Source organism: Vibrio sp. (genome assembly GCF_984391705.1).
The window spans coordinates 46,494-71,906 of sequence record NZ_CFHWOM010000010.1 but is presented as its reverse complement, the minus strand read 5'-3'; the positions used below and the strand labels follow the sequence as shown (position 1 = coordinate 71,906).

Sequence of the window (25,413 nt, the reverse complement as noted above, 5' to 3'; positions counted from 1 at the left end):
AGTTACTCCCCTTTAAGTGCTTTAGTTAAGTTCTTGAATTTACTTCCTAAGAAGTCAAGTGATGCTTGGTGTCTGATCTGGTTTTGCATAAACAGGTTACGCTCCAAATCGACATCAACTGTGTTGCCATCACCTGTGTCAGGTTGAGTCGGAAGACGATACATTACTTCCCCTGTCACTTGTGTAGAGGCAGGAATATGCCGACCATCAGTACGGCTAAGACCAATGCTTGCCTCTGAGGTTGCCGCCTGCAGTGCCCTTTGAAAGTCCATTCCTTTCGACTTGTAGCCGGGGGTATTCGCTTGAGCAATATTGGTTGAGATAACCTCAGCATTGCGCTCGCGTAAGCCAACCGTGTGTTGGTGAATACCTAAAGCATTGTCGAATGAAATAGCCATGTTGACCTCTACATAAAAGAACTGACCGTTACTAATGAAATACAAAGCAAGTAGCGTACCAACTTTAAAAGCCTCGTTGCTTTACTTCGATTTCGAAGAGCTAACCAGCAAAAAATAAGCCAACTTGCTGTCACTTATTCCCTGTCTGGCTGATTGGAATGTCATTAATGAGTATACAAGTAAATTGTATCGGAGAACAAAAAAGCCCAGCGCTGTAGGCTGGGCTTAAAGGGAAAGGGTACCATTATGCTCTTATTTGAGCTTATAGATAATTCCAGGGTTACAACGCACCATCTCAAAGCGATCAGTCAACCCAGTAAGCGATTCCGAAGCTCCGAGCAATAAGTAACCACCTGGATTCAAACTGTTTGCCATCTGGTTAAGTACCTTCGATTTCATATCTGGCGAGAAGTAAATCAATACATTTCGACAAAAAATAATGTCAAACTTACCCAGCAACGCGTAGCTATCCATCAAGTTTTGAGGGCGGAAATTAACCAATCGCTTCACATTATCTTTGACTCTCATACGCCCATCCCCCGCATCTTCAAAGAAATTGCGACGACGTTCAGGCGAGAGACCTCGACCCAGAGCTAAGTTGTCATAGATGCCGGCACGACACATATCAAGCATACTCGCAGAAATATCTGTCGCGGTAATCGATGTACTAGGCAACATACCTGGCTTGCGTTGCTGCGTCTCTAGGATGGTCATTGCCATTGAATAAGGCTCTTGACCTGAAGAGCTCGCCGCTGACCAAATTTTTATTGGTCGCTTATTTGCCGCTATTTCTGGTAGCAGCTTATTCGCAAGAACTTCAAATGGGTATGTATCACGAAACCATAACGTTTCGTTGGTGGTCATCGCGTCGACGGCGGCAACACGGAGCTCACGATTACGGCCCGTTACAACATCTCTAAGCAAATCTGAAAGAGAGCCCAATTTGAACTTGGTCACTAACGGACTCAAACGGCTCCTAACTAGATACTGTTTACTATCACCTAGTACGATGCCACATTGAGACTCTAAAAACCGGCTGAAATCACGATATTCTTGATCGCTTATAGTTATCGCTGTCATTAATTTCTCTTTATTCTGTAAGCGCAGTCTTCACTGCATTACCAAGCTCATCCGGGTTAAATTTGGCGATAAAAGAGTTTGCACCGACCCGCTCAACCATTGCTTGGTTAAATACACCACTCAGTGATGAGTGAAGAATAACATAAAGATTCTTCAAATCGGCATTACGGCGAATTTCTGCTGTCAGTGTATAGCCATCCATCTCTGGCATCTCAATATCAGAAATAACCAACGAGATTTGATCATAAATACTACCTTCTGCCGCCATCTCAACTAGCTTATCGTAAGCTTCTTTACCATCTTTAACGGCAACAACTTCAAAGCCCAATGAGGTGATCGCGCGCTCTACCTGTTTTCTTGCGACTGTTGAATCATCAGCGATAAGGATACGACGGACAATTTCTTTCTCAGTCTCCGCTTGAGCGATCTCTTCACCGATAGTTGAATCCATGGTTTCATCAACTGGTGCGATTTCTGCAAGGATCTTTTCTACATCGAGAATTTCAACTAACTCATTATCAATATTTGTCACTGCCGTAAGGTAGTTTGCTTTACCTGCGCCTTCAGGAGGTGGCAATATCGCTTCCCAGTGCATGTTAATAATACGCTCAACGGAAGTAACGAGGAAAGCTTGTATAGTACGGTTAAATTCTGCGATAACAACAAACGCTTTATCCACATCTGTAGTAGGACGACCACCAATAGCTAAACTTAGGTCGATTACCGAAACAGTATGGCCACGAATGTGAGCAACCCCTTTTACAAGTGGGTGTAAGTTTGGCATCGAAGTAAGCTTAGGGCACTGAAGTACCTCTTTTACTTTAAATACGTTAATACCGTAACGCTGGCGTCCCATTAGACGAAACGTTAGCAGTTCCAATCGGTTTTGACCGACGAGTTGTGTACGCTGATTCACGGAATCAAGAATACCCGTCATAAGCTCATCTCCATCTCAAACTTTCATGCTAAAAAAATGGTAGTCTACTGCAGGCCATGAAAAAACCAGAGAAACAGAATGATGTATTCTAAATCACACTTGTGCTCTTTTTCCATAACTAATTGTAGAGCTTTCTATAAAAAGTTTTATAAGTCTATCGGCTTTTTATTCTTTTTCTTTAGTTTTTCAGCGACATCGGCAACAGAAAGCCAAATTTCTCTCATCCAACAAGCTGCCGAAGAGTATATAAGTACCAATATCGACAGCCCCGTAGGAGGAAGCCTAAATGTTCAAGCCGCTTCTATAGATAGTAGGATCTTTGCTACAGATTGTCCGACTGGTTTACAAACTTCTTCCACATCGACTAATCCAAATGCCAGTAACATTACTGTCTTAGTCGAATGTCAGAGCGATAATTGGCGAGTTTATGTCCCAGTTCGTTTGACGAGAACTGGACCTCAAGTCACTTTAACGACTCCGTTGTCAAAAGGGCAAATTATCTCCCCCCGTGACGTCACTATTAGTATGGTAGACTTGCAAAGGTATAGGCGGCAAGGCTTTTCCACAATTGATGCCGTAATTGGAGCAAAAACGAAAAAAAACCTTCGTAGTGGCGAAGTAATTGAAGAAAATGATATTTGCGTAGTCTGCCGTAACGAAACCGTGACGATCAAAGCGGTAAAATCAGGAATGATTATCACAACTAAAGGCATCGCTATGACAGATGGATCTCACGGTGAGCAGATTAGAGTGAAAAACAGTAAATCAAATCGTATAATTGAAGGACGTGTAACCGGAATATCTGAAGTCACTGTTGTATTCTAGGGTTATTTTTCGACAACCTTAAAAAAACGCTAAAGTTATTTTCCTGATAGTCGATATTGACGGTACAGGTTTTTAATATTGAAAAGGCTCATATATGGCAGGCATTGATAACATTCGTTCTGGTCAAACGATGACAACTTCGACAAATCGAAGCTCAGTTCGAAATGACAACCAAACATCGAGTACCGAATCGGCAAAGAAGTCGACGGTTGCACAAGACTCTGTATCATTAAGTTCACAGGGTAAAGCTGTAGGTGAAATGCATTCACAAATGGCAAGCCAACCAAGCTTTGATAAAGCAAAAGTAGCCGCAATTAAAGAAGCGATTGCTAATGGTTCATACACCGTTGATCCAGAGAAGCTTGCTGATAATATGATGAAGTTTGAAAAAGAGCTTGGTGGCCTTTAGTAATAGAGAATTTGTTTTATGGCGGCACTGCAAGGTTTAGTTGAATTCCAACTTAAAAACGCGGAAGAACTTTCTCAACTGCTTGGGAAAGAAAAGCTCGCTATTACAAACCGGATCTCAAAAGAGATTGAACAAATAGCCAAACAGAAGATCGCATTGATCGAGCAACTTCGCTCCACTGACGAACGAATTGCTAAGCATCCTGACGTGGAAAACCTGTCCACGGACCCAGAGTTGAGCCCTCTGGTGGATAAGATTCGTTCGATCATATTTGATTGCCAACAGGCAAACGTCGTCAACGGCGAAGCCTTGCAAAGGGCACAGTTGAGCTTTAACAAGCTAAACAACCTTATGCAACAATCTCAAGGAAAACTAGGGATGACCTACACAGCAGAAGGTCAAACTAAAAACGTAACCACATTGGGAACCAACATAAAAGCGTAATCATCGACAATGTGAAAACAAAAAAGCGGCAATTTTTGCCGCTTTTTTTGATCGGAGAGAGTGAGAGTTTAGAACAGTGTTTGTTGACGTTTTTCTGGTACTTGCTGCACTTCACCGTAGTCACGAAGCTTATTCATTTTCTGAATATCAAGGCGTAATTCAGTCACATAACTGTCCCCTACCTTGTAACTGCGAACAACTTCAGCTCCGCGAATAACGCCATCTACAGCGCCGGAAGTTAACTCCGTACCAAGCCTTTGGTCTTGTAAATCAGCGCGTCCACTCACACGCATCCCATAAACTTGCTCAGCTAGCTCACGATAAGCATCAATTTTTGATGCCCGCATTGCTCGGACTTGCTTCTCTTCATCATTTCGTCCTTTTTGCTCACTGATGCTCGCATAGCCAACAGCCGTTAACCAATCATCAGCACGCATGGTACCTAACGGCTGACAGCCCACCATCATCAACGCAATTATGAGTAGAAATACCTTCTTCATGTCGACTCCTATGGACGCAAAATGACAGTATATGGTTGAGTAATTGTAGGGTCTGAACGAATTAGCACGCCATCTTGTGTTCGAATACTATTCAACGTATCAAGATCACGACCAATTCGGTCGGCAGGCAGAAAGCCTTGAGCTGTTGCAACAACAACTCTAGATTGCATGCCTACAACACGAGCATTGACTAGTACACCACCTTCTTGACGTAACATAGTTCCAGTAAGCACATATTGAATGTCTTGCTCTTGTGCGAGGTCTTTCCAATCTCGGCTAAACGCGAAATCGCCTTGATGGGTTACTTGTATCGAACCCGTTGTTTTGAAGTCGACCACTTTAAAACCGCGACGCTGAAACTGGTGGATAAACCCTTCAGACACAGAGTTACCTAGCCAGTTGGTTGCATCCATGTTTTGCAAGTCAACGAATGACGTCACCGCAATTGGCGTTCGGGCCGAAACACTGGTATTCGAGATCATCAGATCTTCTGTCATACTTTCGATGAAAAAGTCAAGAGTATGACGCGGACTCTCCATTAACATAAATTGAGAGCCTGGATAAGGTTCTTTACCGTTGTAAATTGGCGCATAGGCACAAGCGGTTAAGAAGACCACTGGCACTAGTGATAACCATTTTTTCATTCTCAAATCTCCGATACATTATGGCTTTAGCATCATCACTTTTAGCTCTCTTCTAAAAGTGGAACACTCTTTGCTTTCCTAACTATGCAACAATTCGGAATAGCACCGCCAAAATTAGCTAAAATTTAACAAGCAAAAAACGAACCAACTTGGTAAACGGATATGAAAAGAACACTTCTTCTACTTATTGCCGGCCTCAATGCCAGCCTATTAACTCAACAAGCTGTCGCAGGGTGGTATGAAGTAACAGGTACGGCGACCGTCGTATCTTCAGAGGAAGTCGCGCGAGTTCATGCGTTAGAAGACGCACTCTATAAAGCCTTCAAGTATTCCGGGGCCGATATTGGTAGTATATCTAACTTAAGGCCTATGCTAGAAAGCGACCGTACTGAGTATCAATTCAGTAACAGTGAGGTTCGCTATATTATTGTCGATGAACAAAAGACTCGTCGCGGAGTCATGGTGGTAAAAGCTCGTATTGATATCTACCCCTCGGCAACAGGTTGCCACGTTGACCAATACAAGAAAACCTTCCTCGTTGGTAACATTGATCTTCTGTCTCCTCAGCAAGCCGTAATGGGTCAGGTGTACAATATCGGAGATGATTTCGCTAACGTTATTAACCGTCAGCTTGATCAAGAATCTGAAAGCTTTGTTTCAGTAGGTACAACCGACTATGAAATTGATAAGCGCTACCCTGAGCGTTTAAAAATGATCGCTGAAGATACAGGCGCGCAATACATTATTGGCGGAAAGATCTCAGATTTAACCGCTACGATTGAACAGAATTTATTGACTGACGATGTCATCAACCGCCAATTTGCACTAGAGATGACTATTTTTGATGGCAAAACAGGTAATGAAGTTTACAACCGAAACTACCGTGAAGTGGCACGTTGGCCGTTTCCCAAAACAAGCCAAGTTGATACTAAAAGTGCTCGTTTCTGGACCTCAACCTATGGGGACATGATGCTAAGAATCAGCCGCAACATAATGTTAGACCTGGAATCTGAGGTGTCATGTAAGATCACTTTACCTGAGGTTGTTGCTAAGTGGGGTAACACTATTACGATGGACCTAGGTCGAATTCATGGTGTCGAGGCTGGAGATAAACTGCAGCTATGGCATACAGGCTCTTTTATCGACCAACGCGGTTTACCAAGAAACAAGGTAACGGAAACCAATATTACTCTCACGGTATCCAGAGTTTATGAAAATGAAGCAGAGTTAATCGTTGATCAACCTGAAATGGCGACCAGCATTCAGATTGGCGATGTAATGCATAAGCTCCTTTAGATCAACGTCTTAGCTGGAAAATAAATCGTCGGTTTATTAGAATAGTCATACGCTCCCGTGGCACAGCTGGATAGCGCAATCCCCTCCTAAGGGATAGGTCACAGGTTCGAATCCTGTCGGGAGCGCCAGTTACTTGGGCGGAAAGAGTTTTTCTCTTTCCGCCCTTTTTCATTTCTAAGCTTCAACAACCTCAAGGTTTAATCTAAAATATCTATTAACAAAGTTATCGATAGCGCCAAATGAAAAAGAGCAACTTAGTCACAAATACTGGTCATCGCTTCATATCGAAAGCCAAGACAGCCTTTAAAATTCACATTCATACCCCTGATGACAAAGTTTTGCATCGTTCGGTTGGCTACATCCGTATTGGCGAAAAGAAAGGGCTAAAGAAAGCCATTAAACTACGCAATGAACTTGGCAGTGAAATGTGGGGGAAATTCTGGCGTAGGATTTTAAAAGATCCCTACTTAATGACGAGGCTTCCTCATTCGTTAGAACCCAAGATCATCTTCAAACCTCGCCCAACAAAAGCCCAGCCAGACGCAAAAGATGAATGCTATATCGCAGCTTGGCGGAACTACGATGACAATGGAAAGCTCATTTATCGAAGTGTTGTTTGTTCAGTGAAGAAGCATGGTCGTTTAGCCGCTTACAGTAAAACCAAAAAAGCGCTTCTTGAAGCAAACAAAGATAACCTTGAAATATTGGAATTTATGGGGCGCTTAAACAGCATTGACCTAAAATAAAAAAAGCCTTGGCATCCGCCAAGGCTTTTACAATTCTTGCTCAAGAAGTTACTTAGCTTCGTACTCGAAACCAGGAACCGTAATTTCTACGCGACGGTTTTTAACGCGACCTTCGTGCGTATCGTTTGAAGCGATAGGGTTATTTTCACCTTGACCACTTACGGTGATACGTGATGCGTCAATACCTTGAGCTTCTAGTTCATCAGCAACGGCTTTCGCACGCTTCTCAGAAAGCTTTTGGTTGTACGCTGCTGCACCAGTCGAATCGGTGTAACCAACAACTTCGACATTTGCTTGCGGGTATTCATTCATAAATACGACAAGCTCGTTTAGTGTTGCTTTGCTTTCAGGCTTAAGCTCAGAGCTGTTTAGTTCAAAACTACCTGAATCAACAACCTGTGTATTGAAAGACTTGATTACAGGTGTTACTACAACCACTTCTTCTACAACAGTTTCTTCAACTAGCTCTTCTTGAACTGGCTCTGGTGTTGGCTCAGAGCTTCCACCAAACTTAGTACGGAAACCAAGAGTAAACGTATTAGCATGGAAACTAGATACATCAATATCGATATCATTAATGTGCTGGTATTCAGCTTGGATATCAATGTTTTCGAATAGGCTGTAATTCAAACCAACGGCACCAAATAGGTTTTCATCATCTTTGTTACCGTATTTAACGAATGCTGCACCCGCTTTCACGAATAAATCAACATCTTCATTCATTGGGAAAGATAAACGAGGAGCAATAGTGTAAGCGGTAAGACCAGCGTCTTTGTAACCTGCACCTGTCGTCTCACCAAGAGTTTCTAGACCACCTTCAATTGCCACAAACTCATCGACTTCATAGCCTAGGAAAGAGCCCAATGCCCATGAATCTTCATCACATGAACTTGAAGATGAAGTACATAAGTTGTTTAACCAAGAAACCCCCGCTTTAGCCCCTAAGTAAAACTGAGCATTTGCTGACGCAGACGCGACAAGAAGAGTTGTTGAAATTACCGCTGCTAACTTTTTCATTATTATTTCCTTATTGATACGCAATTCTTAAATACGTAATTGATACCTTACACAATAACAATTAGTTACAGTACAAGCTGTCATTAATATACCTCATCTAATAACTAGTACAAATCTAATAACAATAAAATTAAAATATCGCCACAAATCGTAGTGTTTTCTCATAAATAAGACAAAGCCTCAACCGAAGTTGAGGCTTTGATAACTGATGTTTAGCCTAAATTGTATTACTGCTGAACTTGGTATTCGAATTCAGGCACAATAACTTCGACACGACGGTTTTTCTCTCGACCTTCACGAGTCTCGTTAGAAGCAATTGGGTTATTCTCGCCTTCACCTTTCGCTGTGATACGAGAGGCATCGATGCCTTTTTCTTCTAATGTCGCAGCAACTGACTGTGCGCGCTTCTCAGAAACAACCTGATTGTATTCAGCCGCACCTGATGTATCGGTGTAACCAATAATTTCTACGTTCGCTTGCGGGTAGGTATTAAGAAAATCAACTAATTCATCCAGTTGGTTGGCACTTTCTTGGTTCAACTCAGTGCTGTTAAGCTTAAAGCTACCTGTACCTAGCTGCTGAGTTTCGAACGTTTTAGTAACAACAACAGGCTCTGCTGGAGTCTCGATAACTTCTTCTACCATTTCTTCTTCAACAACAGCTTCAGCCACCGCTTCTTCATTGTTACCGAACTTGTACACAAATCCTAAAGTTGCGCTGTTTCCTGCTGCGCGGACTAGATCGTTATTTGCGTCTGTAATGGTTTGATACTCAAGGCGCACTGCCACATTTTCATGGGAGTCAAACTCAATACCCGCAGCACCCATGTAAGAGTAATCTTCTTTACTACCGTAGTTGACAAATGCGCCACCAAATTTACCGTACAAAGAAATGGCATCAGTGATAGGTAGGTTTACTTTTGGAGCCAGTGTATATGCTTCCACTTTGTCGTTATCTAGGCCTTCACCATCAAAGCGGCCAAGGTAGTCGTATCCGGCTTCAATCGATAAGAAATCCCACATTTCATAACCGACAAATGCACCCGCGGTAGATGAATCTGTATCACAGTCCACTGTTGCTGAAGTGCAAGCATCATCTAACCAAGATTTACCTGCTTTGGCACCTACGTATAGCTCCGCCATCGACGGTGCAGAAGCTAATAATAAAGACGCTGAAATTACCGCTGCTAATTTTTTCATTTCTGATTCCTCAAAATCAATTTAGTTAAGAGTTAGCTTCGGTGCTCATCTCCATTGAAGCTTATATAAACTCGAATGGAGACAGAGCACCCTAATGCACTTCCAACTGTGAACATTCCTTCCTAGCCGCTACATATTTGTAATTCTTTGTAACCGACGGAGGGCACTATAAACATTTTGCTAAGAGAAAAAAGGCGAGAAATGTCAGCATCTGGTTAACAGAAAATCAGAGCAGTTTTAGCACATTCAGCGAGCCCATATAGGCAAAGGGCTGAGTCTGTGCGAGATTTTTGTTGAACCAAATCATATAATTAGTGTCCAGAATAAAAAGTCTTAAAAGTAAGACTTTCTAGTGTAAGGCGCTTCTTAAGTCCTAGTTTGAGTAAAAGGTGGCTGTTCTGCTTGCTAGGAGACAAATATAAAAAAACCGCAGTATCTCTACTGCGGTTTATGCTTATCCTTTATGGATGATTAAGCGTTAGCTTCGCGCTCAGCGATAAAATCAAGTGCCATCTTGATACGGCTTACACAGCGCTCTTTACCAATCAACTCCATAACAGCATCAACTGAAGGAGACTGGCCGCCACCGGTTACCGCAACGCGTAGTGGCATACCGATTTTACCCATGCCGATTTCTAGCTCTTCACAAACAGCCGCAATCACACCTTCTTTGATGTTTGCCATTGTCCACTCGTCTAGTGCTTCTGCTTTTGCAAGAGCAAGCTCTAATGGGCCTTTAGCCACGCCACGTAGGTGCTTCTTCGCCGCGCCAGCTTCAAACTCAGAGAAATCTTCGTAGAAGTAGCGGATTTGCTCAGCCAGTTCTACAAGAGTGTTGCAACGCTCACCCACAAGCTTGATCACTTCGGTGATCGCTGGGCCGTTTTCAATATTTAGGTTTTGGTTATCTAGGTGCCACTGTAGGTACTCCGCTACGTATTCAGGAGCAGAAGTTTTGATGTAGTGGTTGTTCAACCAAAGTAGTTTCTCAGTGTTAAATGCTGACGCCGACTTAGACACAGCATCTAGAGAGAACAGGTTGATCATCTCTTCTTGAGAGAAGATCTCTTGGTCACCGTGAGACCAACCTAGACGCACTAGGTAGTTGTTTAGTGCATTTGGTAGGTAACCTTCATCGCGGTACTGCATTACCGAAACTGCACCGTGACGCTTAGACAGTTTCGCACCGTCATCACCGAGAATCATTGCACAGTGTGCAAAAGTAGGTACTGGTGCACCTAGCGCTTCGTAGATGTTGATTTGACGCGGCGTGTTGTTGATGTGGTCTTCACCACGAACAACGTGTGTGATGCCCATATCCCAGTCATCTACTACTACTACGAAGTTGTACGTTGGTGCGCCGTCAGTACGACGGATGATTAGGTCATCTAGCTGGCTGTTAGCGATTTCGATACGACCACGGATTTGGTCATCAAATACTACGCTACCTTCTTTAGGGTTACGGAAGCGGATAACAAACGCATCACCTTCTTTCGCTTCAGCATTAGCTGCAACGATTTTTGGGTGATTAGCATCGTAACGAGGCATCTCTTTTGCTGCTTCTTGCTCTGCACGGATTTCGTCTAGAAGCTCTTTAGAAGCGTAACATTTGTATGCTTTGTCTTCTGCAAGTAGCTTATCAACCATCTCGTTGTAACGATCGAAGCGCTTAGACTGGAAGTAAGGACCTTCATTCCACTCTAAGCCCATCCACTGCATACCTTCTAGGATCGCATCAACCGCTTCCTGAGAGTTACGTTCTAGATCCGTATCTTCGATACGGAGAACAAATTCGCCGCCTTGATTTTTAGCAAAAAGCCAAGAGTAAAGTGCAGTACGTGCACCACCAACGTGAAGGTAGCCAGTAGGGCTAGGAGCAAAACGAGTTTTAACCGTCATGTAAAATACCTTGATTGTCTAAATGACCACACCAAGCCAACGGCATGGTGCTAAAATTGCGCGTTATTTTAGCACCGATATGCAAATCTACAATCAATCGTTGATATGTTTTACCGCCCAGGAGATAAACTCTTGGCGTTGTTGTGGCGACATGGACAAGAAATCACTTTGCAGTGCACTTGTCGGTGCTAACTTAGCCGAACTCGAGTTGGAGTTTAACTGTTTATCTAACACCACATTGTTTCGAACCGTATTATCTTGAATCGCAGCTTTGCCACCAGCTTGATTGTAGCCTGCTAGCATTTCATCATAGTCTTTTATCAGCGCAAAGGTTTGATCAAAAATGAGGTCCGTTGTGACATCTACATCTTTGCCGTTACGAGTCACTTTTACGCTTGGTTGTTTCTCGAAATTACGAACTGCCCGCTCATCACGAATCGCAAATGGCGTTTCAAACTTCAAGGTTTCATCACTTGCAGTAAACTTCACCACCATTGGCAGAGAATTAAATTTGCTTTTGCCACCATTACCATCGACAAGAGCCGTAACTCTCAATAACAACTGGTTTTCTCCGTTAGCGATTTTTAAGTCACCTTTGCCACGATTCGGTATCTGGTTAATATTCTGATTTACGGCCAAAATCTCAACGCGATTATCGGTTTGAATCGTTACTTGCGCATTTACCAAACTACTAACAAAAGCCATCAATAGAAAAGCTAAACTGTTCTTCATCGCTATTTATCTCCACCTAGCACAAACGGAAAAAGGCGGACAACATTGTCCGCCAAGTTTTAATTAAATTATTAGAATGTCCACTCAGTACCGATACGAATCATGAGATCATCGTACTCTTTACCGGCTAACTCAGTATCACTACGGTATGTACCGCTATGCTGCGCGATACGAACGAATGTGTAAACCGAATTCATTGAATAGCCGACTTCACCCGTTACGGTAGTAAAATCAAGTTCTTCATCAGACTTGCTGTCTGTGTCACCAGTTTGGTTTGCATAACCTAAACGGAAGTTGAAATCACCCATAAAGTAGTTAGTTTGCAAAGAGAATGCGTTGATATCGCGCTCTTCATAAGCGCCCCCTTTCTCTTCTGCTTCAAATCCTGCGGCTTTATATGCGCCCGCAACGTTCCAGTTATCCATAAGGTTGAATTGGAAACCACCGAAGAATGCGCTTGTATCGCCTAGTAGGTCGGTATCAAACTCAGTTTCATTCGCTGCTTCAAACGCCGCATGCAGTGTTAGTCGATCAATAGGAGTAACAGAAACAGAACCGCCGATAAACATAGAGTCAGCAGAGTTTGAACTACCGTTACCACCAGCTAGACTAAATTTCACCATGTCACCAAACATCGGGGAGTCATAACGTCCCATTTGGCTCTTACGGTCAAAGTTAAAACGCTCACCCGCTCTCCAACCACGGTCAAATGTAGTACCCATGTTCGACGCAGAGTAAGGCCAATCCACCAATTCATACATTGGCGTTAACATACGACCAAAACGCACTGAACCCCAGTCGTCACCACGGAAGCCAACAAACGTATCACGGTTACCAAGGGCAGCACCCTCATCCAATACCCAACCTGATTCGATTTGCATGAATGCTTCTAGGTTGTCGTTCATTGTTTTTGCTGCGCGGAAGCCAACTCGAGATTCGTTCTCTAGCACCACTCCGTCACCATCAACTTCTTTACCAGTAGCATCAAATTTCTTAGCGTTGTAGTCCACTGCTGAGATAGAAACAACACCATACACTTCTACATTCGCATCGTTTGGATCACCAATCATATATGCATGTGCAGTACCAGCGGCCATGGTAGTTGCTGCAATCACTGCGCCTAGAAGAGTCTTTTTGAAATGAGACATAAGATTAACCCCTATATATTAGAATTTTATTTTCCTTGTCCCCTGCTTCTCTCGCTAACCGCTTGATTTAGCAGGGGGACTATTTATGGACAGGGGCATGTTGACAAACTTTTTTCGCGCCAAGAAATCATTGAAAAAATAGTCTGAGCCAGTTCAAAATCAAAAAACAAAAATAAACAAAAATCATTAAAAAACAATAATTTAAAAACACAAAAAACCACCACAAAAACGTCAATTTAGAATTCGCATTAAGAAATGAGCGATAAACCGCTTGGTTTCATAAGCTTGATCACACATGTTTTTTATTGATTTACGGAACTTTAGAAAAACCTGAATGATATTTTGAAATGGCTCGCATAAAAATAAGTCAACTCTTTCACAGCTTGAACCCAATTTGACGTTTATGATGCAGGAAATGAATGCTTGACCTTGTCCTAAAGGTAAGGTTTATGCTGAGAATAGATTGATGTTTTTGAGGCAAAATTATGTTCCAGTTCAATATTCCACTAGACGGTCTTAACTGTATGGGGTGCGCCAGAAAAGTTGAAAAGATTCTGGTAGAACAACATCAAGCTAATATCCTTGATTTATCGTCAAAGCACATCATATTTGATAGCGAGAGTTCATTTAGCGAAATCAATCAATCTATAGAAACACTTTCTTACCGTGCTGGTCATCACTTTCACCTAGAGTTAAGTGGCCTCAAGTGCACTAAGTGTGTAGCGAAGCTTGAAAAGACACTCTTCAACCACCCGCTCATTGCAGATTTTTCTGCCAGTAAGAACGAACTGACCTTACATACTGCTCTTACTCTCTCTGATGTAATTGAATTAGTAGAACAACTTGGCTATCAGGCTAGACGTTGGCAAGAAAGGCAATCAGATAGAAACGAAATACCAGCTACTGTGAACAAACCCATTGCGGATAATGTTTCGCTAGACGATAAAGAAAAACGCTTTACCACTCAGCTTTTAATCGAAGGGATGACATGTGCCAGCTGTGTCGCGTCAGTGGAAAAAGCGATATTGAGCGTCAATGGTGTCTTTAAAGCTCAGATAAACCTTGCGGAACAAAGCGCGCTTGTTGTTTCGACTCGAAGCAATGAAGCATTTTCAAAGCAATTAATTTCAGCAATCAATCACGCAGGTTACAAAGCGGAAGAAATTGAAGACCCAGAAATCCAACAACAAAAACAACTTGAACAACAACAAGCCTTGCAAACTCACTATAAAAGAAACGCTTGGCAAGGCATGCTTATAGGCGCACCTTTAATGCTGTGGGGTGTACTAGGCGGCAACATGATGATTCGCAGCAATCAAGATCAAATTGCCTGGGGGCTTATCGGCCTACTCTGTTTTGGATTACTTGCTACAGCGGGTAAAAGCTTTTTTACGAATGCATGGCAAGCCCTGAAACACCGACGCGCAACCATGGACACGCTGGTCGCGCTTGGTACTGGATCTGCGTGGCTGTTTTCCATGCTCGTGGTCCTATTTCCAAGTTGGTTCCCACCTGCATCTCGACACGTTTATTTTGAAGCGAGTGCGATGATCGTTGGTCTCATCTCTCTAGGTCACTATATAGAAGCAAAAGCGAAGGCTAAAACGACTCGATCTTTACAATCGCTCATTAATCTACAGCCGCACGAAGCCACAGTCATCACAAGCGGTGGCGATGAAACCATCTCAATCAAAGACATTGCAACTGGTATGAAACTGCGAATTAAACCAGGAGAGAAAGTCCCGGTTGATGGTGCTGTACTTAGTGGAGAGTCATACGTCGATGAGTCTATGCTAACGGGAGAACCAATTCCTTGCTACAAAGAGGCTAGCAGTTCAGTTTCTGCAGGCACCATCAACCAAGATGGCACACTTATTATCGAGGCGACCAGTGTAGGCAGTAGTACGATGCTCTCTCGCATTATCTCTCTAGTAAGAGAAGCGCAAAGTAGCAAGCCCGCAATTGCGAAACTTGCAGACCAAATATCCTCAGTCTTCGTGCCAGTCGTTGTCGCTATCGCTATTCTTTCAGCCTTAATTTGGTTTATGGTCGGTCCAACTCCCAAAGCAAGCTACATGTTGGTTGTAGCGACAACCGTACTAATTATTGCCTGCCCTTGTGCTCTGGGATTAGCAACACCACTTTCCGTAACTGTGGGAGTAGGTAAAGCGGCAGAGCTAGGAATCCTCATCAAAGACGCCAATGTTCTTCAATCTGCTAGCAAAATTGATACGATTGTGTTCGATAAAACTGGCACGCTAACCCAAGGAAAGCCCAAAGTTCAGCACCTATTTGCCACTCAATACGATAGTGAGTGGTTACTATCAACAGCAAGCTCTGTGGAGATCCACTCCGAGCATCCACTTGCTAAAGCCATCGTTAACGAAGCAAAGCTAAAGAACTTGTCATTCGAGGAAGTTCAAAGCTTTGAAAATCTGCGTGGTAAAGGGGTTTCTGCACGATTGAATGGAGAAGAGTTGTATGTCGTATCACTTTCCTTCGCTCAGCAACAAGGTTGGGATCTATCTGAATGTAACAGCTCGATCTCCCTTTGCCAGTCGCAAGCCTGGACACCTATCATCATCGCATTAGATAGCCAAGTCGTTGGACTGATCGCAGTCTCTGATCCAATAAAAGAAGATGCATTACAAGCTATTACTGCTCTAGAAAAAATGCATATTACGCCGGTCATGCTTACTGGAGATAATCAACACGTCGCCAATGCCATAGCAAATAAGTTAGGAATTAAACAAGTAATCTCTCAAGTATTACCTGATGAGAAAGCTCAGCACATTGAAAATTTACAGAAGCAAGGTAAACGTGTTGCTATGGTAGGAGACGGCGTGAATGATGCGCCAGCTCTAGCCCTTGCTGACATTGGTATTGCGATGGGAAGCGGCAGTGATGTGGCCATTGACAGTGCCCAAATGACTCTTCTCAACTCGTCACCACTGGCCGTCGTTAATGCTATTGAACTTTCTAAGGCGACGGTAAGAAATATGAAACAAAATCTATTCGGTGCTTTTGTCTACAATTCGCTCGGCATCCCAATTGCGGCCGGAGTGTTGTACCCCGCATTTGGCTTTTTACTTAGCCCTGTAGTTGCTGGGGCTGCAATGGCGCTCTCTTCTATTACCGTCGTAAGCAATGCAAATCGCTTAAGATTATTTAAGACTTCATCTCGCTCATAGAGGTTACTATGAAAACAAAACTACTTGCTCTTACAGCTCTCTCATTTATGTCTAGCAACGCCCTTGCAGCAGATGTGCTCAACCATAAGTCTCCCTACTGCGGTTGCTGCACCGAATGGACTAAACATATGCAAGATGCGGGCTTTACTGTTGAAGAAAAACTGCATGAAAACATGAATCCAATTAAACAAAAACTGGGCGTCACACCTGAGTTAGCGTCATGCCATACAGCAGAAATTAATGGCTATGTGTTTGAAGGTCATATTCCAGCTGACGACATCAAAGCCTTTTTAGAAAACCCTCCTCGTAATGCTAAAGGATTGGCGGTTCCAGGGATGCCGATGGGCTCTCCTGGCATGGAGTACGGAAACGAAAAAGATGAGTATTCTGTCTACGCCTTTAACGACAAAGGACAAGTATTTGAATATCGTCACTATAACGGCAATAAATAAATCGCAAACGAAAGCCCAGCAATCACGCTGGGCTTATTCTTAATGGACAGTACTGGATTGTTTAGAAACCGTAAGACGCGCCGAAAACAAATGCATTGTTTTCGTTGTCTGCTTGGTTACGGTATTCAAAGTAAGGTTGGACGCCTTTACGAGTCCACGTTGCACGAAGCTCATGATCCATTACAGATGCATCAATCATGTAAACGTTGTTGTAGCTAAGCGCTAATTCTTCATTCACCGTGTAAGCAACACGGTTATCCATGCGAAAATCTGTATCATTATCCGCATCTGTTGCATCGATGTGAGCACGCGTGCGGTTGCTAATGGATAAACCGTTATCGAAGTTGTAGCCAATTTTAACTAATGGGCGGTATTGAACACTCTCACCTTCAGATAATAGATGCTGGTAACCTGCTGCTACCCACAAATTATCAGTGATGTTGTACGACTGCTCACCACCAATTGTCACATACGCACTTGAAGAGCTACCGTTAGAAACTACCGGTCCATTTGGCGTATCGATAGTCTCGCGCTCTGTTGATAGATCACCTAATTGAATACCATCAAACTCAGTATAAACCGTTAAACCACCAATCGAGTTGTCAAACGTATGACCAGCTTCTAGCGTTGAAGTGACATCTGAACCATGTAGGTCGTCTGAATGAAATTGTACGTTACCTGTTACGTATGAAGAACCCGCGAATGCAGTTGAAGCGAAAGCAAGAGAAAGTGCGCTAAGAGTAAATAGTTTTTTCATTGTAATCTGCCTTAATCATAAAAATTAGCCGCGGCTCTTATCTGGTAATTCTTCACCACTGACCGCAAAGAAGAGTTGCCTCCCTGGCTTGATTTGTATCTTGACGGATTTAATTTACGATAAAAAATAAATCAAAACTTTGTGCGACCAGCTTCACTATCAAAAAGAAAAACCTTATTTAACACCTATAATTCAGTTACTTAAAAATACCTAAATAAACCTATAGTGATTAGGGTCACGCGTTTAGGCAGTTACGGCTCAAGATCCGTTATCTACTTCACACAAGATTTAGCTTTCACTTAATTTTCAATAATAATAATTCGATCTCGATCACTAAATAATCACACCTATCAATAAGTGAATTGGCGCGTTAATTTGAACTTAGATAGACATTTCAACGTGACTAGACGACTCAATAACGAAAAAAGCTGCCTTTAGGCAGCTTCTAGTTGATAACAGTGTGGTTAGCGTGAGACTAAATCTAACATCATCTCAATATGTCGATCATCATCATTTAGGCATGGAATATAAGTGAAGCTCTCACCACCATGCTCAGTAAAAATCTCCAAGCACTGTTCCGAAATCTCTTCGAGTGTTTCTAAGCAATCGGAAGAAAATGCTGGCGCCATGATATCGAGTTTCTTAACACCTTTGGCTGGAAGCTTCTCTAATGTCTTATCCGTGTAGGGTTGTAACCACTCTTCTCGTCCAAAACGTGACTGATAGGTCATACCTATTTGTTCAGAGGTTAAGCCTAACTCTTTCCCGAGTAGCTCTGTCGTGCGCTCACAATGCTGAGGATAAATATCGCCATTATCGGCATAACGTTTTGGAATACCGTGATAAGAACAAAGAAGATAATCTCCCTTGCCATTTTTCTCCCAAGATCGCTTCACGCTCTCAGCCAAAGCTTTAATGTAAAGAGGATGGTCGTGGTAGTCACTGATAAGTTGGAAGCTTGGCAGAACCGGAACTTGCTTAAATGCTTTAGCTAAACCATCAGCAACCGCCGCGGTAGTCGTCCCTGAATATTGAGGGTACAAAGGCAATACAATGATTTCTTCAACGCCTTTAGCAAGCAATGACTCAACGCCAGATAACAAACTTGGATTACCATAAGTCATTCCTAACTCGACAGGCATCTCCAACTTCTTTTCTAATTTGTCAGCCTGACGCTTGGAATACACCATCAAAGGTGAGCCGTCTTCCATCCATACTGTTTGGTAGAGTTTAGCAACTTTAGGTGACCTGATTGGCAAAATAGCGCCATGTAGAATAGGACACCACAACCAGCGCGTCATATCGACAACACGTTGATCGTGTAAAAACTGACTTAAAAAGCGTTTAACTGCAGGGGCTGTGGCTTCGTCTGGAGTACCTAAATTGACCAGTAGTACACCCTGTTTTTTATTATTCTGCATAACTTCCTATCTACACTAAATTCGTTCTTTACGTAAAGAAGATCGTTAAAGATCAACTTGTAAGCAAAAAAAAGCGACCTCATTAGGTCGCTTTACTATAACAAATTTTCAAAAATCGCGGTTAGCAATTTATGCTAGTGCTTTCTCGATATCAGCACTTACTTCAGCAACTTGCTTAGTACCGTCAAACTTAAGGTACTTAGTGTTGCCCGCTTCTGCTTCTTTACCGTAGTAGTTGATTAGAGGAGCCGTTTGATCATGGTATACACCTAGACGTGCACGTACGGTATCTTCTTTGTCGTCATCACGAACGACTAGGTCTTCACCTGTTACGTCATCTTTGCCTTCAACTTTAGGCGGGTTGTAAACAACGTGGTAAGTACGACCAGAAGGAAGGTGAGCACGACGGCCAGCCATACGCTCAACGATCACATCGTCAGCCACGTCGAATTCGATAACGTAATCAACGTCAACACCCATCTCTTTTAAGCCATCAGCCTGAGGGATTGTGCGTGGGAAGCCATCTAATAGGAAACCTTTTTCGCAGTCATCTTGAGCGATGCGCTCTTTGATTAGACCAAGGATGATTTCATCAGAAACTAGCTGACCAGCGTCGATAACAGCTTTAGCTTGTTTACCAAGCTCTGTACCTGCTTTGATAGCAGCACGCAGCATGTCACCAGTAGAGATTTGCGGAATACCGTATTTATCCATGATGAAATTAGCTTGTGTGCCTTTACCTGCACCTGGAGCACCTAGAAGAATGATGCGCATGTTGAATCCTCTTAAGATAATGATGATTTATACCGAAGCTCACTATGACTGACTTTGTCATGCTTCACGGTAAGTTTCGGTATAACGGGTCAAACGTTTAACAATAAAACAGGCGTGCACATTACACGCCCGTCAGCTTCGTTTCAAGATTGCATTCTATCATACAATAATCTGACGAAGCGCGAATTTAGACTAAAGAATGCTTAAACACTCACACTTAGCTGCAATTTATAAGCATTTTATTCACGATTAGCGCAAATAAATCAAAAAGCCCGCAAATTGCGAGCTTTTCGAACATTTTGGTCTATTAGCCCTTAGTCAAAAGGCTATTAATAGCACCCAAGAACTGAGAAGGATCTTCCATCGAGCCTCGCTCAGCTAGCATTGCTTGACCAAGTAGCACTTCAACCCAGCGGCCAAAGGCTTCTTCATCAGCCTCATCAGCCATCTGCTTAACCAGTGCATGCTCTGGGTTAATTTCAAAAATGTACTTCACTTCCGGTGCCGCTTGGCCAGCCGCTTCTAGAAGCTTCGCCATCTGAGTGCCCATTTCGAAATCATCCGTTACAACAACGGCAGGAGTCGAAGCAAGCTTGAACGTTGTGCGAACTTCTTTTACTCGGTCACCCAAGTATTCTTTAGTGCGCTCAACCACAGACTTAAACTCTTCTTCCGTCTCTTTCTGCTTCTCTTTTTCTGCTTCGTCTTCGAACTTGCTAAGATCTAAGCCCGCTTTGGTGATTGACTGGAATTGCTTACCATCAAACTCCGTTAGGTAGTTCATTACGTACTCATCGATGCGATCGTACATGAGAACAACTTCAATACCTTTCGCTTTGAATTGCTCTAGGTGAGGGCTGTTTTTCGCGGCTGCGTAGCTGTCTGCTGTTAGGTAGTAGATCTTATCTTGACCTTCTTTCATACGCTCAACATAAGACGCTAGAGCCACAGTTTGATCTGCAGAATCCACTTCTGTCGAAGCAAAGCGTAGAAGACCTGCAATTTTTTCTTTGTTGCTCATGTCTTCAGCAGGACCTTCTTTCATTACTAGGCCAAACTGCTTCCAGAACGTTTGATATTTCTCTTCATCATTCTTAGCCATGCGCTCTAGCATAGTCAGAACGCGCTTAGTACAAGCACCACGTAGCGACTGAGTCACCTTGTTGTCTTGCAAGATTTCACGAGAAACATTCAACGGTAGATCGTTTGAATCTATTAAGCCACGAACGAAACGTAGGTAAGATGGCATAAACTGCTCAGCATCATCCATGATGAATACACGCTGCACATAGAGTTTTAGACCTGATTTGTGGTCACGGTTCATCATATCCCAAGGCGCTTGAGACGGAATGTAAAGTAGGCTTGTGTAGTCGTTCTTACCTTCTACACGGTTGTGACTCCAAACTAGAGGATCAGCGAAGTCATGCGAAACGTGCTTGTAGAACTCTTGGTACTCTTCTTCGGTGATGTCTGATTTGTTGCGAGTCCAAAGTGCTTGCGCCTTGTTGATTTGCTCCCACTTTTTCTCGCCAGTTTCTTTGCCTTCATCATCACGCACCGCTGTTTGAATCGACACTGGAATACCGATGTGATCAGAGTATTTGCTGATCACTTCACGCAGACGCCACTCATTCAGGAACTCTTTGCCTTCTTCACGCATATGAAGAATGATATCAGTACCACGTGACTCTTTGTTGATATCTTCAATTGTGTACTCACCTTCGCCAGCAGAGTGCCATTGCACACCTTGCTCAGGCGTTAAACCCGCTGCACGAGTACGGACGGTCACAGCATCTGCCACAATGAAGGCAGAGTAGAAACCAACACCAAATTGGCCGATCAGTTGAGAATCTTTAGATTGGTCTTCAGACAATTTCGAGAAGAAGTCCGCAGTACCCGATTTAGCAATAGTACCTAGGTGCTCAATAACGTCTTCACGGCTCATGCCGATTCCGTTGTCAGAGATCGTTAGAGTGTTTGCTGCTTCATCAAAAGCAAGCTTGACGCCTAAGTCTGCATCTCCTTGATACAACTCTGAATTTGATAGCGCTTGAAAACGCAGTTTGTCTGACGCATCTGATGCGTTTGAAATCAACTCACGTAGGAAAATCTCTTTATTCGAGTAAAGAGAGTGAATCATCAGGTGAAGTAACTGTTTAACTTCAGATTGAAAACCACGAGTTTCTTTGTTTTGTGTTGCTGTTTCGCTCATGTTCGCTCCATTGCACCTATACCAATCAAACCTCTTAGAATGATACGAGGTTATGACAAAGATAATCTGCAAGTTAACATGAGGGTGACAAATGTAAATTCAAGGTCAAAACACATAAAAACAGTGTTTTTTTGTCTCAAGTTTGACTATCCTTGTACCCCGAAAAAATCAAAAAAACTAAAAATCAGTCATAATTACGACTGCCACAACGATCTATCGCTGTGAAAATTCACCGAAACTTCAATAACAATGGCCGAAATTGATGAGCAATATAGGTACTAAGTTTAATCTAGCGAACCGATTTACTTTCGATCCAAACACGAACTCTTTGATTGATAGAGAATGTGAAGATGAACTGATTCGCTTAGGCAGTAATGAAAGCCGAATCCTACTTCTACTGTGTGAAAAGCCAAGTGAAGTAGTCTCTCGCAATGAACTGCATGACTTTGTATGGCGTAAACAAGGCTTTGAAGTAGACGACTCAAGCTTAACTCAAGCTATTTCTACACTGCGTAAACTGCTAAAAGACTCAACTAAGTCTCCTCAATACGTTAAGACTGTACCAAAGCGTGGCTATCAACTCATCGCTAGTGTTGAACGCACAACGCCGTTGATGAGTGGTGATAATGATATTGAAGAAACGTCTAACGATACGACGGAAGTGAGTATCGAGTTGGTGGAAGAATCGACTCCTAAAGCTTCTATTGAGATTGTAGAAGAAACTGTAACTGCACCTGCTTCGCTATCTACTAACCCTGTCAAAACAAACAAAGTGCTATCTCGAGTGCTCTTGGCAATAGCGCTTTTCTTGCCAATCTGTGTGTTGCTCTTTACTAACCCTGCAGAGTCTAAGTTCCGTCAGATTGCAGAGTTCGATAACACCATTATTAAAACTCCAATTAATCACCCTGACTTGTCCAGTTGGTATCCATCAATTGAACAATGCGTGAAAAAATATAATGAAACTCATACCGGAGAGCTAGCCCCTATTGAAGTGATAGCAACAGGTGGTCAGAATAATCAGTTAGTGCTGAATTACATCCACTCTCTAAGCCAATCTGGCGAAAACATCACGTTGCGTATTTTCGCTGAACAAAAAGATCTCGGTAAGGTCTGCCAATAGGAACTATGACTATGAATCAAAAATTAGCCGCAGGCCTCCTTGTTGTTTCCGCTCTATTTAGCAGCTGGCTTTATTGGGGCAGTGACCTCAAAGTAGAACAGGTATTAACTTCAAAAGAATGGCAGTCGAAGATGGTGACCGTCATCGCTGCGCCAATGCAAGAAGAGTCTGTCGGACCATTACGCAAAGCTGATGTTGTATCCAACGTAAAATATCTACCAAACAAGACTTACATTCGCGTTTCTACCGTTCGCTTATTCGCAGACGATGCAGATCGTGAGGAAAATGATGTTGTCATCAATATTTCAGAAACCGGTGACTGGGACATCAGCGATAACTACTTACTAGTCTCTCCTTTAGAGTTTAAAGATATTTCTTCAGCACAGAGCAAAGAGTTTACTACCGCCCAACTCGAACTGATTACGCAACTGTTTAAAATGGACGCTCAACAAAGTCGACGTATTGACATCGTTAACAGTAAAACCCTACTTTTAACGAGCTTAAGCCACGGTTCAACAGTGCTATTTTCTAACTAATCTTACATAAGGGGCAGGACGCCCCTTTAAATACAACCATGGACTGGATTAATTCCCTTGGCCTTTTCTTGGGCTCATTTTTATCGAATACCCTAGCCTCTCTTTCAGGAGGCGGTGCAGGCTTGCTGCAATTCCCGTTACTGATCTTTTTAGGTCTTCCTTTCTCGGTCGCTCTCGCAACACATAAGGTCGCCAGTGTAGCGCTCGGGTTGGGCGCAGCATTTACCCATCTCAAAAAACGCACGTTCAGCTACGGCGTCGCTATCTACCTGATTCTCGTCGGAAGTGTTGGGGTTGTCATTGGGGCGAATATCGTTCTACTTATCCCGGACAAAATCGCAGAAACGCTGCTTGGGTTGATGATTTTAACTCTCGGTATCTACTCTCGGCTAAAAAAACAGCTTGGGCAAAAAGAAACCCCAATTAACAGGGATCTACCGGGTTGGATCATAGGCGGATTGGGGCTGATGATAATTGGCATGATTAACGGCTCTCTTACAGCAGGATCCGGACTGTTAATGACCATATTTCTTGTACGTTGGTTTGGTTATAGCTACAAACAAGCCGTTGCTTTAACGCTAATCTGTGTTGGTTTATTCTGGAATGGTATTGGTGGTGTAGCCATCTACCAAGCTGGGGCTCCGATATACTGGCCTTGGCTACCAATACTACTGCTAGGTTCTTTCGCTGGGGGAAGCCTTGGTGCCTACTTAACTACGCGTTACAGTAATCAAGTGGTCAAAGTCTGCTTTGAGGTCTTGACCTTTGCTGTTGGCTTAAAATTACTTTTCTAGATTTGAGGTTTTATGGATAAAGCGGTTATTGACATCTTTTATTGTCGTCAATGTAATTGGATGCTGAGGTCAACGTGGCTATCCCAAGAGTTATTGCACACTTTCAGTGAAGAAATCGAAACTGTATCCCTTCACCCAGATACTGGAGGGCGATTTGAAATACATTGCAACGGCGTAATGATTTGGGAAAGGAAACGAGATGGAGGCTTCCCTGAGGCGAAAGTCTTAAAACAGAAAGTTCGTGACGTCATTGACCCTGAGAGAGATTTAGGTCATTCGGATAGCAAATAAAAAAGGCAGCAAATGCTGCCCTTTCTTCACTCGATAACTTTAGATGTAATCACGTTACCGTCAAATGCCACCACTTTGAGTTCACCGTCCTCATATAGTCCATAGCTAGCGGCATAACCATTCCTTGGGAGAGTGACTGAACCAGGGTTGAAGATATATTGCTCTCCATCGAGCTCAGCGACTGGAATATGGCTATGACCGTGGGCAATCACATCACCACTTGTTAACTTTGGTCGTTTCGATGCATTATAAATGTGGCCATGAGTTAAGAATAATCGTTGCCCCGATTCCAGTAACACCCATGCGAAATCCATCATCATTGGAAAATCAAGCAGCATTTGATCGACTTCACTGTCACAGTTTCCACGCACAGCAATGATTTTATCGGCAAATCTGTTCAGATTTTCAGCCACCAAAGGTGGATTGTAGCCTTCAGGAACAGGGTTTCGCGGACCATGGTTAAGAATATCCCCTAAAAGCAGAAGATAATCAGCACCGGAGCGTTCAAACTCAGCCAGCGTGCGTTCTGTAGCAGGTAAGCAACCATGCAAGTCAGAGGCAAAAAATAGTTTCACAACATTGTCTCCT

26 protein-coding genes and 1 tRNA gene are annotated in these 25,413 nt (G+C 43.0%); 12 read left to right on the top strand and 15 right to left on the bottom strand.

All coding sequences use genetic code 11. The annotated features are described in order from the left end of the window. Nucleotides 1-2: 2 nt before the first annotated feature. The 3 genes from flgB to AC4MRV_RS09095 all read right to left on the bottom strand — a co-directional run bounded on the left by flgB (nt 3) and on the right by AC4MRV_RS09095 (nt 2,415). Entirely contained in the window at nt 3-398 is a 396-nt protein-coding gene (gene flgB, locus AC4MRV_RS09105; RefSeq protein ID WP_491187110.1) for a flagellar basal body rod protein FlgB, read from the bottom strand. A gap of 252 nt (nt 399-650) precedes the next feature. Next, a complete protein-coding gene (locus AC4MRV_RS09100) occupies nt 651-1,478 on the bottom strand; it encodes a protein-glutamate O-methyltransferase (RefSeq protein WP_491187109.1) in 828 nt (275 codons plus the stop codon). A gap of 10 nt (nt 1,479-1,488) precedes the next feature. Continuing rightward, nucleotides 1,489-2,415: a chemotaxis protein CheV gene (locus AC4MRV_RS09095; protein ID WP_491187108.1), complete on the bottom strand. Its 927-nt coding sequence runs from the start codon at nt 2,413-2,415 to the stop codon at nt 1,489-1,491. Between the two features lie 78 nt (nt 2,416-2,493). On the opposite strand from AC4MRV_RS09095, the gene flgA reads away from it, so the two are divergent. From flgA to AC4MRV_RS09080, 3 genes are all read left to right on the top strand, one after another. After that, on the top strand, nt 2,494-3,240 hold the full coding sequence (gene flgA / locus AC4MRV_RS09090) for a flagellar basal body P-ring formation chaperone FlgA (protein WP_491187107.1): 747 nt from the start codon (nt 2,494-2,496) through the stop codon (nt 3,238-3,240). Between the two features lie 94 nt (nt 3,241-3,334). Beyond that, entirely contained in the window at nt 3,335-3,649 is a 315-nt protein-coding gene (gene flgM, locus AC4MRV_RS09085; protein WP_491187106.1) for a flagellar biosynthesis anti-sigma factor FlgM, read from the top strand. Nucleotides 3,650-3,667: 18 nt separating this feature from the next. Next, a complete protein-coding gene (locus tag AC4MRV_RS09080; RefSeq protein WP_491187105.1) occupies nt 3,668-4,093 on the top strand; it encodes a flagella synthesis protein FlgN in 426 nt (141 codons plus the stop codon). A 68-nt stretch (nt 4,094-4,161) separates the two neighbouring features. On the opposite strand, the gene flgP is transcribed toward AC4MRV_RS09080, so the two are convergent. Next, on the bottom strand, nt 4,162-4,593 hold the full coding sequence (gene flgP, locus AC4MRV_RS09075; RefSeq protein ID WP_491187104.1) for a flagellar assembly lipoprotein FlgP: 432 nt from the start codon (nt 4,591-4,593) through the stop codon (nt 4,162-4,164). Between the two features lie 8 nt (nt 4,594-4,601). Then, nucleotides 4,602-5,237, bottom strand: a complete 636-nt coding sequence (locus tag AC4MRV_RS09070) for a FlgO family outer membrane protein (protein WP_491187103.1) — start codon at nt 5,235-5,237, stop codon at nt 4,602-4,604. A 162-nt stretch (nt 5,238-5,399) separates the two neighbouring features. Between AC4MRV_RS09070 and AC4MRV_RS09065 the strand changes: the two genes are divergently transcribed. From AC4MRV_RS09065 to AC4MRV_RS09055, 3 genes are all read left to right on the top strand, one after another. Continuing rightward, a complete protein-coding gene (locus AC4MRV_RS09065) occupies nt 5,400-6,533 on the top strand; it encodes a flagellar assembly protein FlgT (protein ID WP_491187102.1) in 1,134 nt (377 codons plus the stop codon). Between the two features lie 51 nt (nt 6,534-6,584). Beyond that, nucleotides 6,585-6,661: transfer RNA gene (locus AC4MRV_RS09060), tRNA-Arg, on the top strand. Between the two features lie 111 nt (nt 6,662-6,772). Further along, entirely contained in the window at nt 6,773-7,279 is a 507-nt protein-coding gene (locus AC4MRV_RS09055; RefSeq protein ID WP_491187101.1) for a Fe3+-citrate ABC transporter substrate-binding protein, read from the top strand. Nucleotides 7,280-7,327: 48 nt separating this feature from the next. On the opposite strand, the gene AC4MRV_RS09050 is transcribed toward AC4MRV_RS09055, so the two are convergent. The 5 genes from AC4MRV_RS09050 to AC4MRV_RS09030 form a co-directional block, all read right to left on the bottom strand. Then, nucleotides 7,328-8,296, bottom strand: a complete 969-nt coding sequence (locus AC4MRV_RS09050) for an OmpA family protein (RefSeq protein ID WP_491187100.1) — start codon at nt 8,294-8,296, stop codon at nt 7,328-7,330. 227 nt (nt 8,297-8,523) lie between these two features. Further along, entirely contained in the window at nt 8,524-9,495 is a 972-nt protein-coding gene (locus AC4MRV_RS09045) for an OmpA family protein (RefSeq protein WP_491187099.1), read from the bottom strand. Between the two features lie 471 nt (nt 9,496-9,966). Further along, a complete protein-coding gene (gene gltX, locus AC4MRV_RS09040; protein WP_491187098.1) occupies nt 9,967-11,394 on the bottom strand; it encodes a glutamate--tRNA ligase in 1,428 nt (475 codons plus the stop codon). A 93-nt stretch (nt 11,395-11,487) separates the two neighbouring features. Next, complete coding sequence (locus tag AC4MRV_RS09035; protein WP_491187097.1) at nt 11,488-12,126, bottom strand: DUF2057 family protein; 639 nt, start codon at nt 12,124-12,126, stop codon at nt 11,488-11,490. 71 nt (nt 12,127-12,197) lie between these two features. Then, complete coding sequence (locus AC4MRV_RS09030; RefSeq protein ID WP_491187096.1) at nt 12,198-13,274, bottom strand: porin; 1,077 nt, start codon at nt 13,272-13,274, stop codon at nt 12,198-12,200. A 485-nt stretch (nt 13,275-13,759) separates the two neighbouring features. On the opposite strand from AC4MRV_RS09030, the gene AC4MRV_RS09025 reads away from it, so the two are divergent. Continuing rightward, the gene (locus tag AC4MRV_RS09025; RefSeq protein WP_491187095.1) at nt 13,760-16,465 is read left to right on the top strand and encodes a heavy metal translocating P-type ATPase; all 2,706 of its coding nucleotides are present in this window, start codon (nt 13,760-13,762) and stop codon (nt 16,463-16,465) included. Nucleotides 16,466-16,473: 8 nt separating this feature from the next. Further along, nucleotides 16,474-16,917 (top strand): DUF411 domain-containing protein, encoded by a 444-nt coding sequence (locus AC4MRV_RS09020; protein WP_491187094.1) that lies wholly within the window; start codon nt 16,474-16,476, stop codon nt 16,915-16,917. Nucleotides 16,918-16,978: 61 nt separating this feature from the next. Here AC4MRV_RS09020 and AC4MRV_RS09015 read toward each other — a convergent pair whose 3' ends face one another. The 4 genes from AC4MRV_RS09015 to htpG all read right to left on the bottom strand — a co-directional run bounded on the left by AC4MRV_RS09015 (nt 16,979) and on the right by htpG (nt 22,081). Beyond that, nucleotides 16,979-17,674, bottom strand: a complete 696-nt coding sequence (locus tag AC4MRV_RS09015; RefSeq protein ID WP_491187093.1) for an oligogalacturonate-specific porin KdgM family protein — start codon at nt 17,672-17,674, stop codon at nt 16,979-16,981. Between the two features lie 464 nt (nt 17,675-18,138). Next, nucleotides 18,139-19,095: a ferrochelatase gene (gene hemH, locus AC4MRV_RS09010; RefSeq protein ID WP_491187092.1), complete on the bottom strand. Its 957-nt coding sequence runs from the start codon at nt 19,093-19,095 to the stop codon at nt 18,139-18,141. A 129-nt stretch (nt 19,096-19,224) separates the two neighbouring features. After that, nucleotides 19,225-19,869, bottom strand: coding sequence for an adenylate kinase (gene adk / locus AC4MRV_RS09005; RefSeq protein WP_491187091.1), 645 nt, complete (start codon nt 19,867-19,869; stop codon nt 19,225-19,227). A 307-nt stretch (nt 19,870-20,176) separates the two neighbouring features. Continuing rightward, on the bottom strand, nt 20,177-22,081 hold the full coding sequence (gene htpG, locus AC4MRV_RS09000) for a molecular chaperone HtpG (protein WP_491187090.1): 1,905 nt from the start codon (nt 22,079-22,081) through the stop codon (nt 20,177-20,179). 262 nt (nt 22,082-22,343) lie between these two features. Between htpG and AC4MRV_RS08995 the strand changes: the two genes are divergently transcribed. From AC4MRV_RS08995 to AC4MRV_RS08980, 4 genes are read left to right on the top strand one after another with little or no spacing between them, the layout of a single operon-like run. After that, nucleotides 22,344-23,204 (top strand): winged helix-turn-helix domain-containing protein, encoded by an 861-nt coding sequence (locus AC4MRV_RS08995; protein WP_491187089.1) that lies wholly within the window; start codon nt 22,344-22,346, stop codon nt 23,202-23,204. An 11-nt stretch (nt 23,205-23,215) separates the two neighbouring features. Then, nucleotides 23,216-23,740 (top strand): regulatory protein ToxS, encoded by a 525-nt coding sequence (locus AC4MRV_RS08990; RefSeq protein WP_491187088.1) that lies wholly within the window; start codon nt 23,216-23,218, stop codon nt 23,738-23,740. Between the two features lie 38 nt (nt 23,741-23,778). Then, the gene (locus tag AC4MRV_RS08985) at nt 23,779-24,534 is read left to right on the top strand and encodes a sulfite exporter TauE/SafE family protein (protein WP_491187087.1); all 756 of its coding nucleotides are present in this window, start codon (nt 23,779-23,781) and stop codon (nt 24,532-24,534) included. A 12-nt stretch (nt 24,535-24,546) separates the two neighbouring features. Beyond that, a complete protein-coding gene (locus tag AC4MRV_RS08980) occupies nt 24,547-24,825 on the top strand; it encodes an Rdx family protein (RefSeq protein ID WP_491187086.1) in 279 nt (92 codons plus the stop codon). A 26-nt stretch (nt 24,826-24,851) separates the two neighbouring features. Here AC4MRV_RS08980 and yfcE read toward each other — a convergent pair whose 3' ends face one another. Next, nucleotides 24,852-25,400, bottom strand: coding sequence for a phosphodiesterase (yfcE, locus tag AC4MRV_RS08975; RefSeq protein WP_491187085.1), 549 nt, complete (start codon nt 25,398-25,400; stop codon nt 24,852-24,854). Nucleotides 25,401-25,413: the final 13 nt, after the last annotated feature.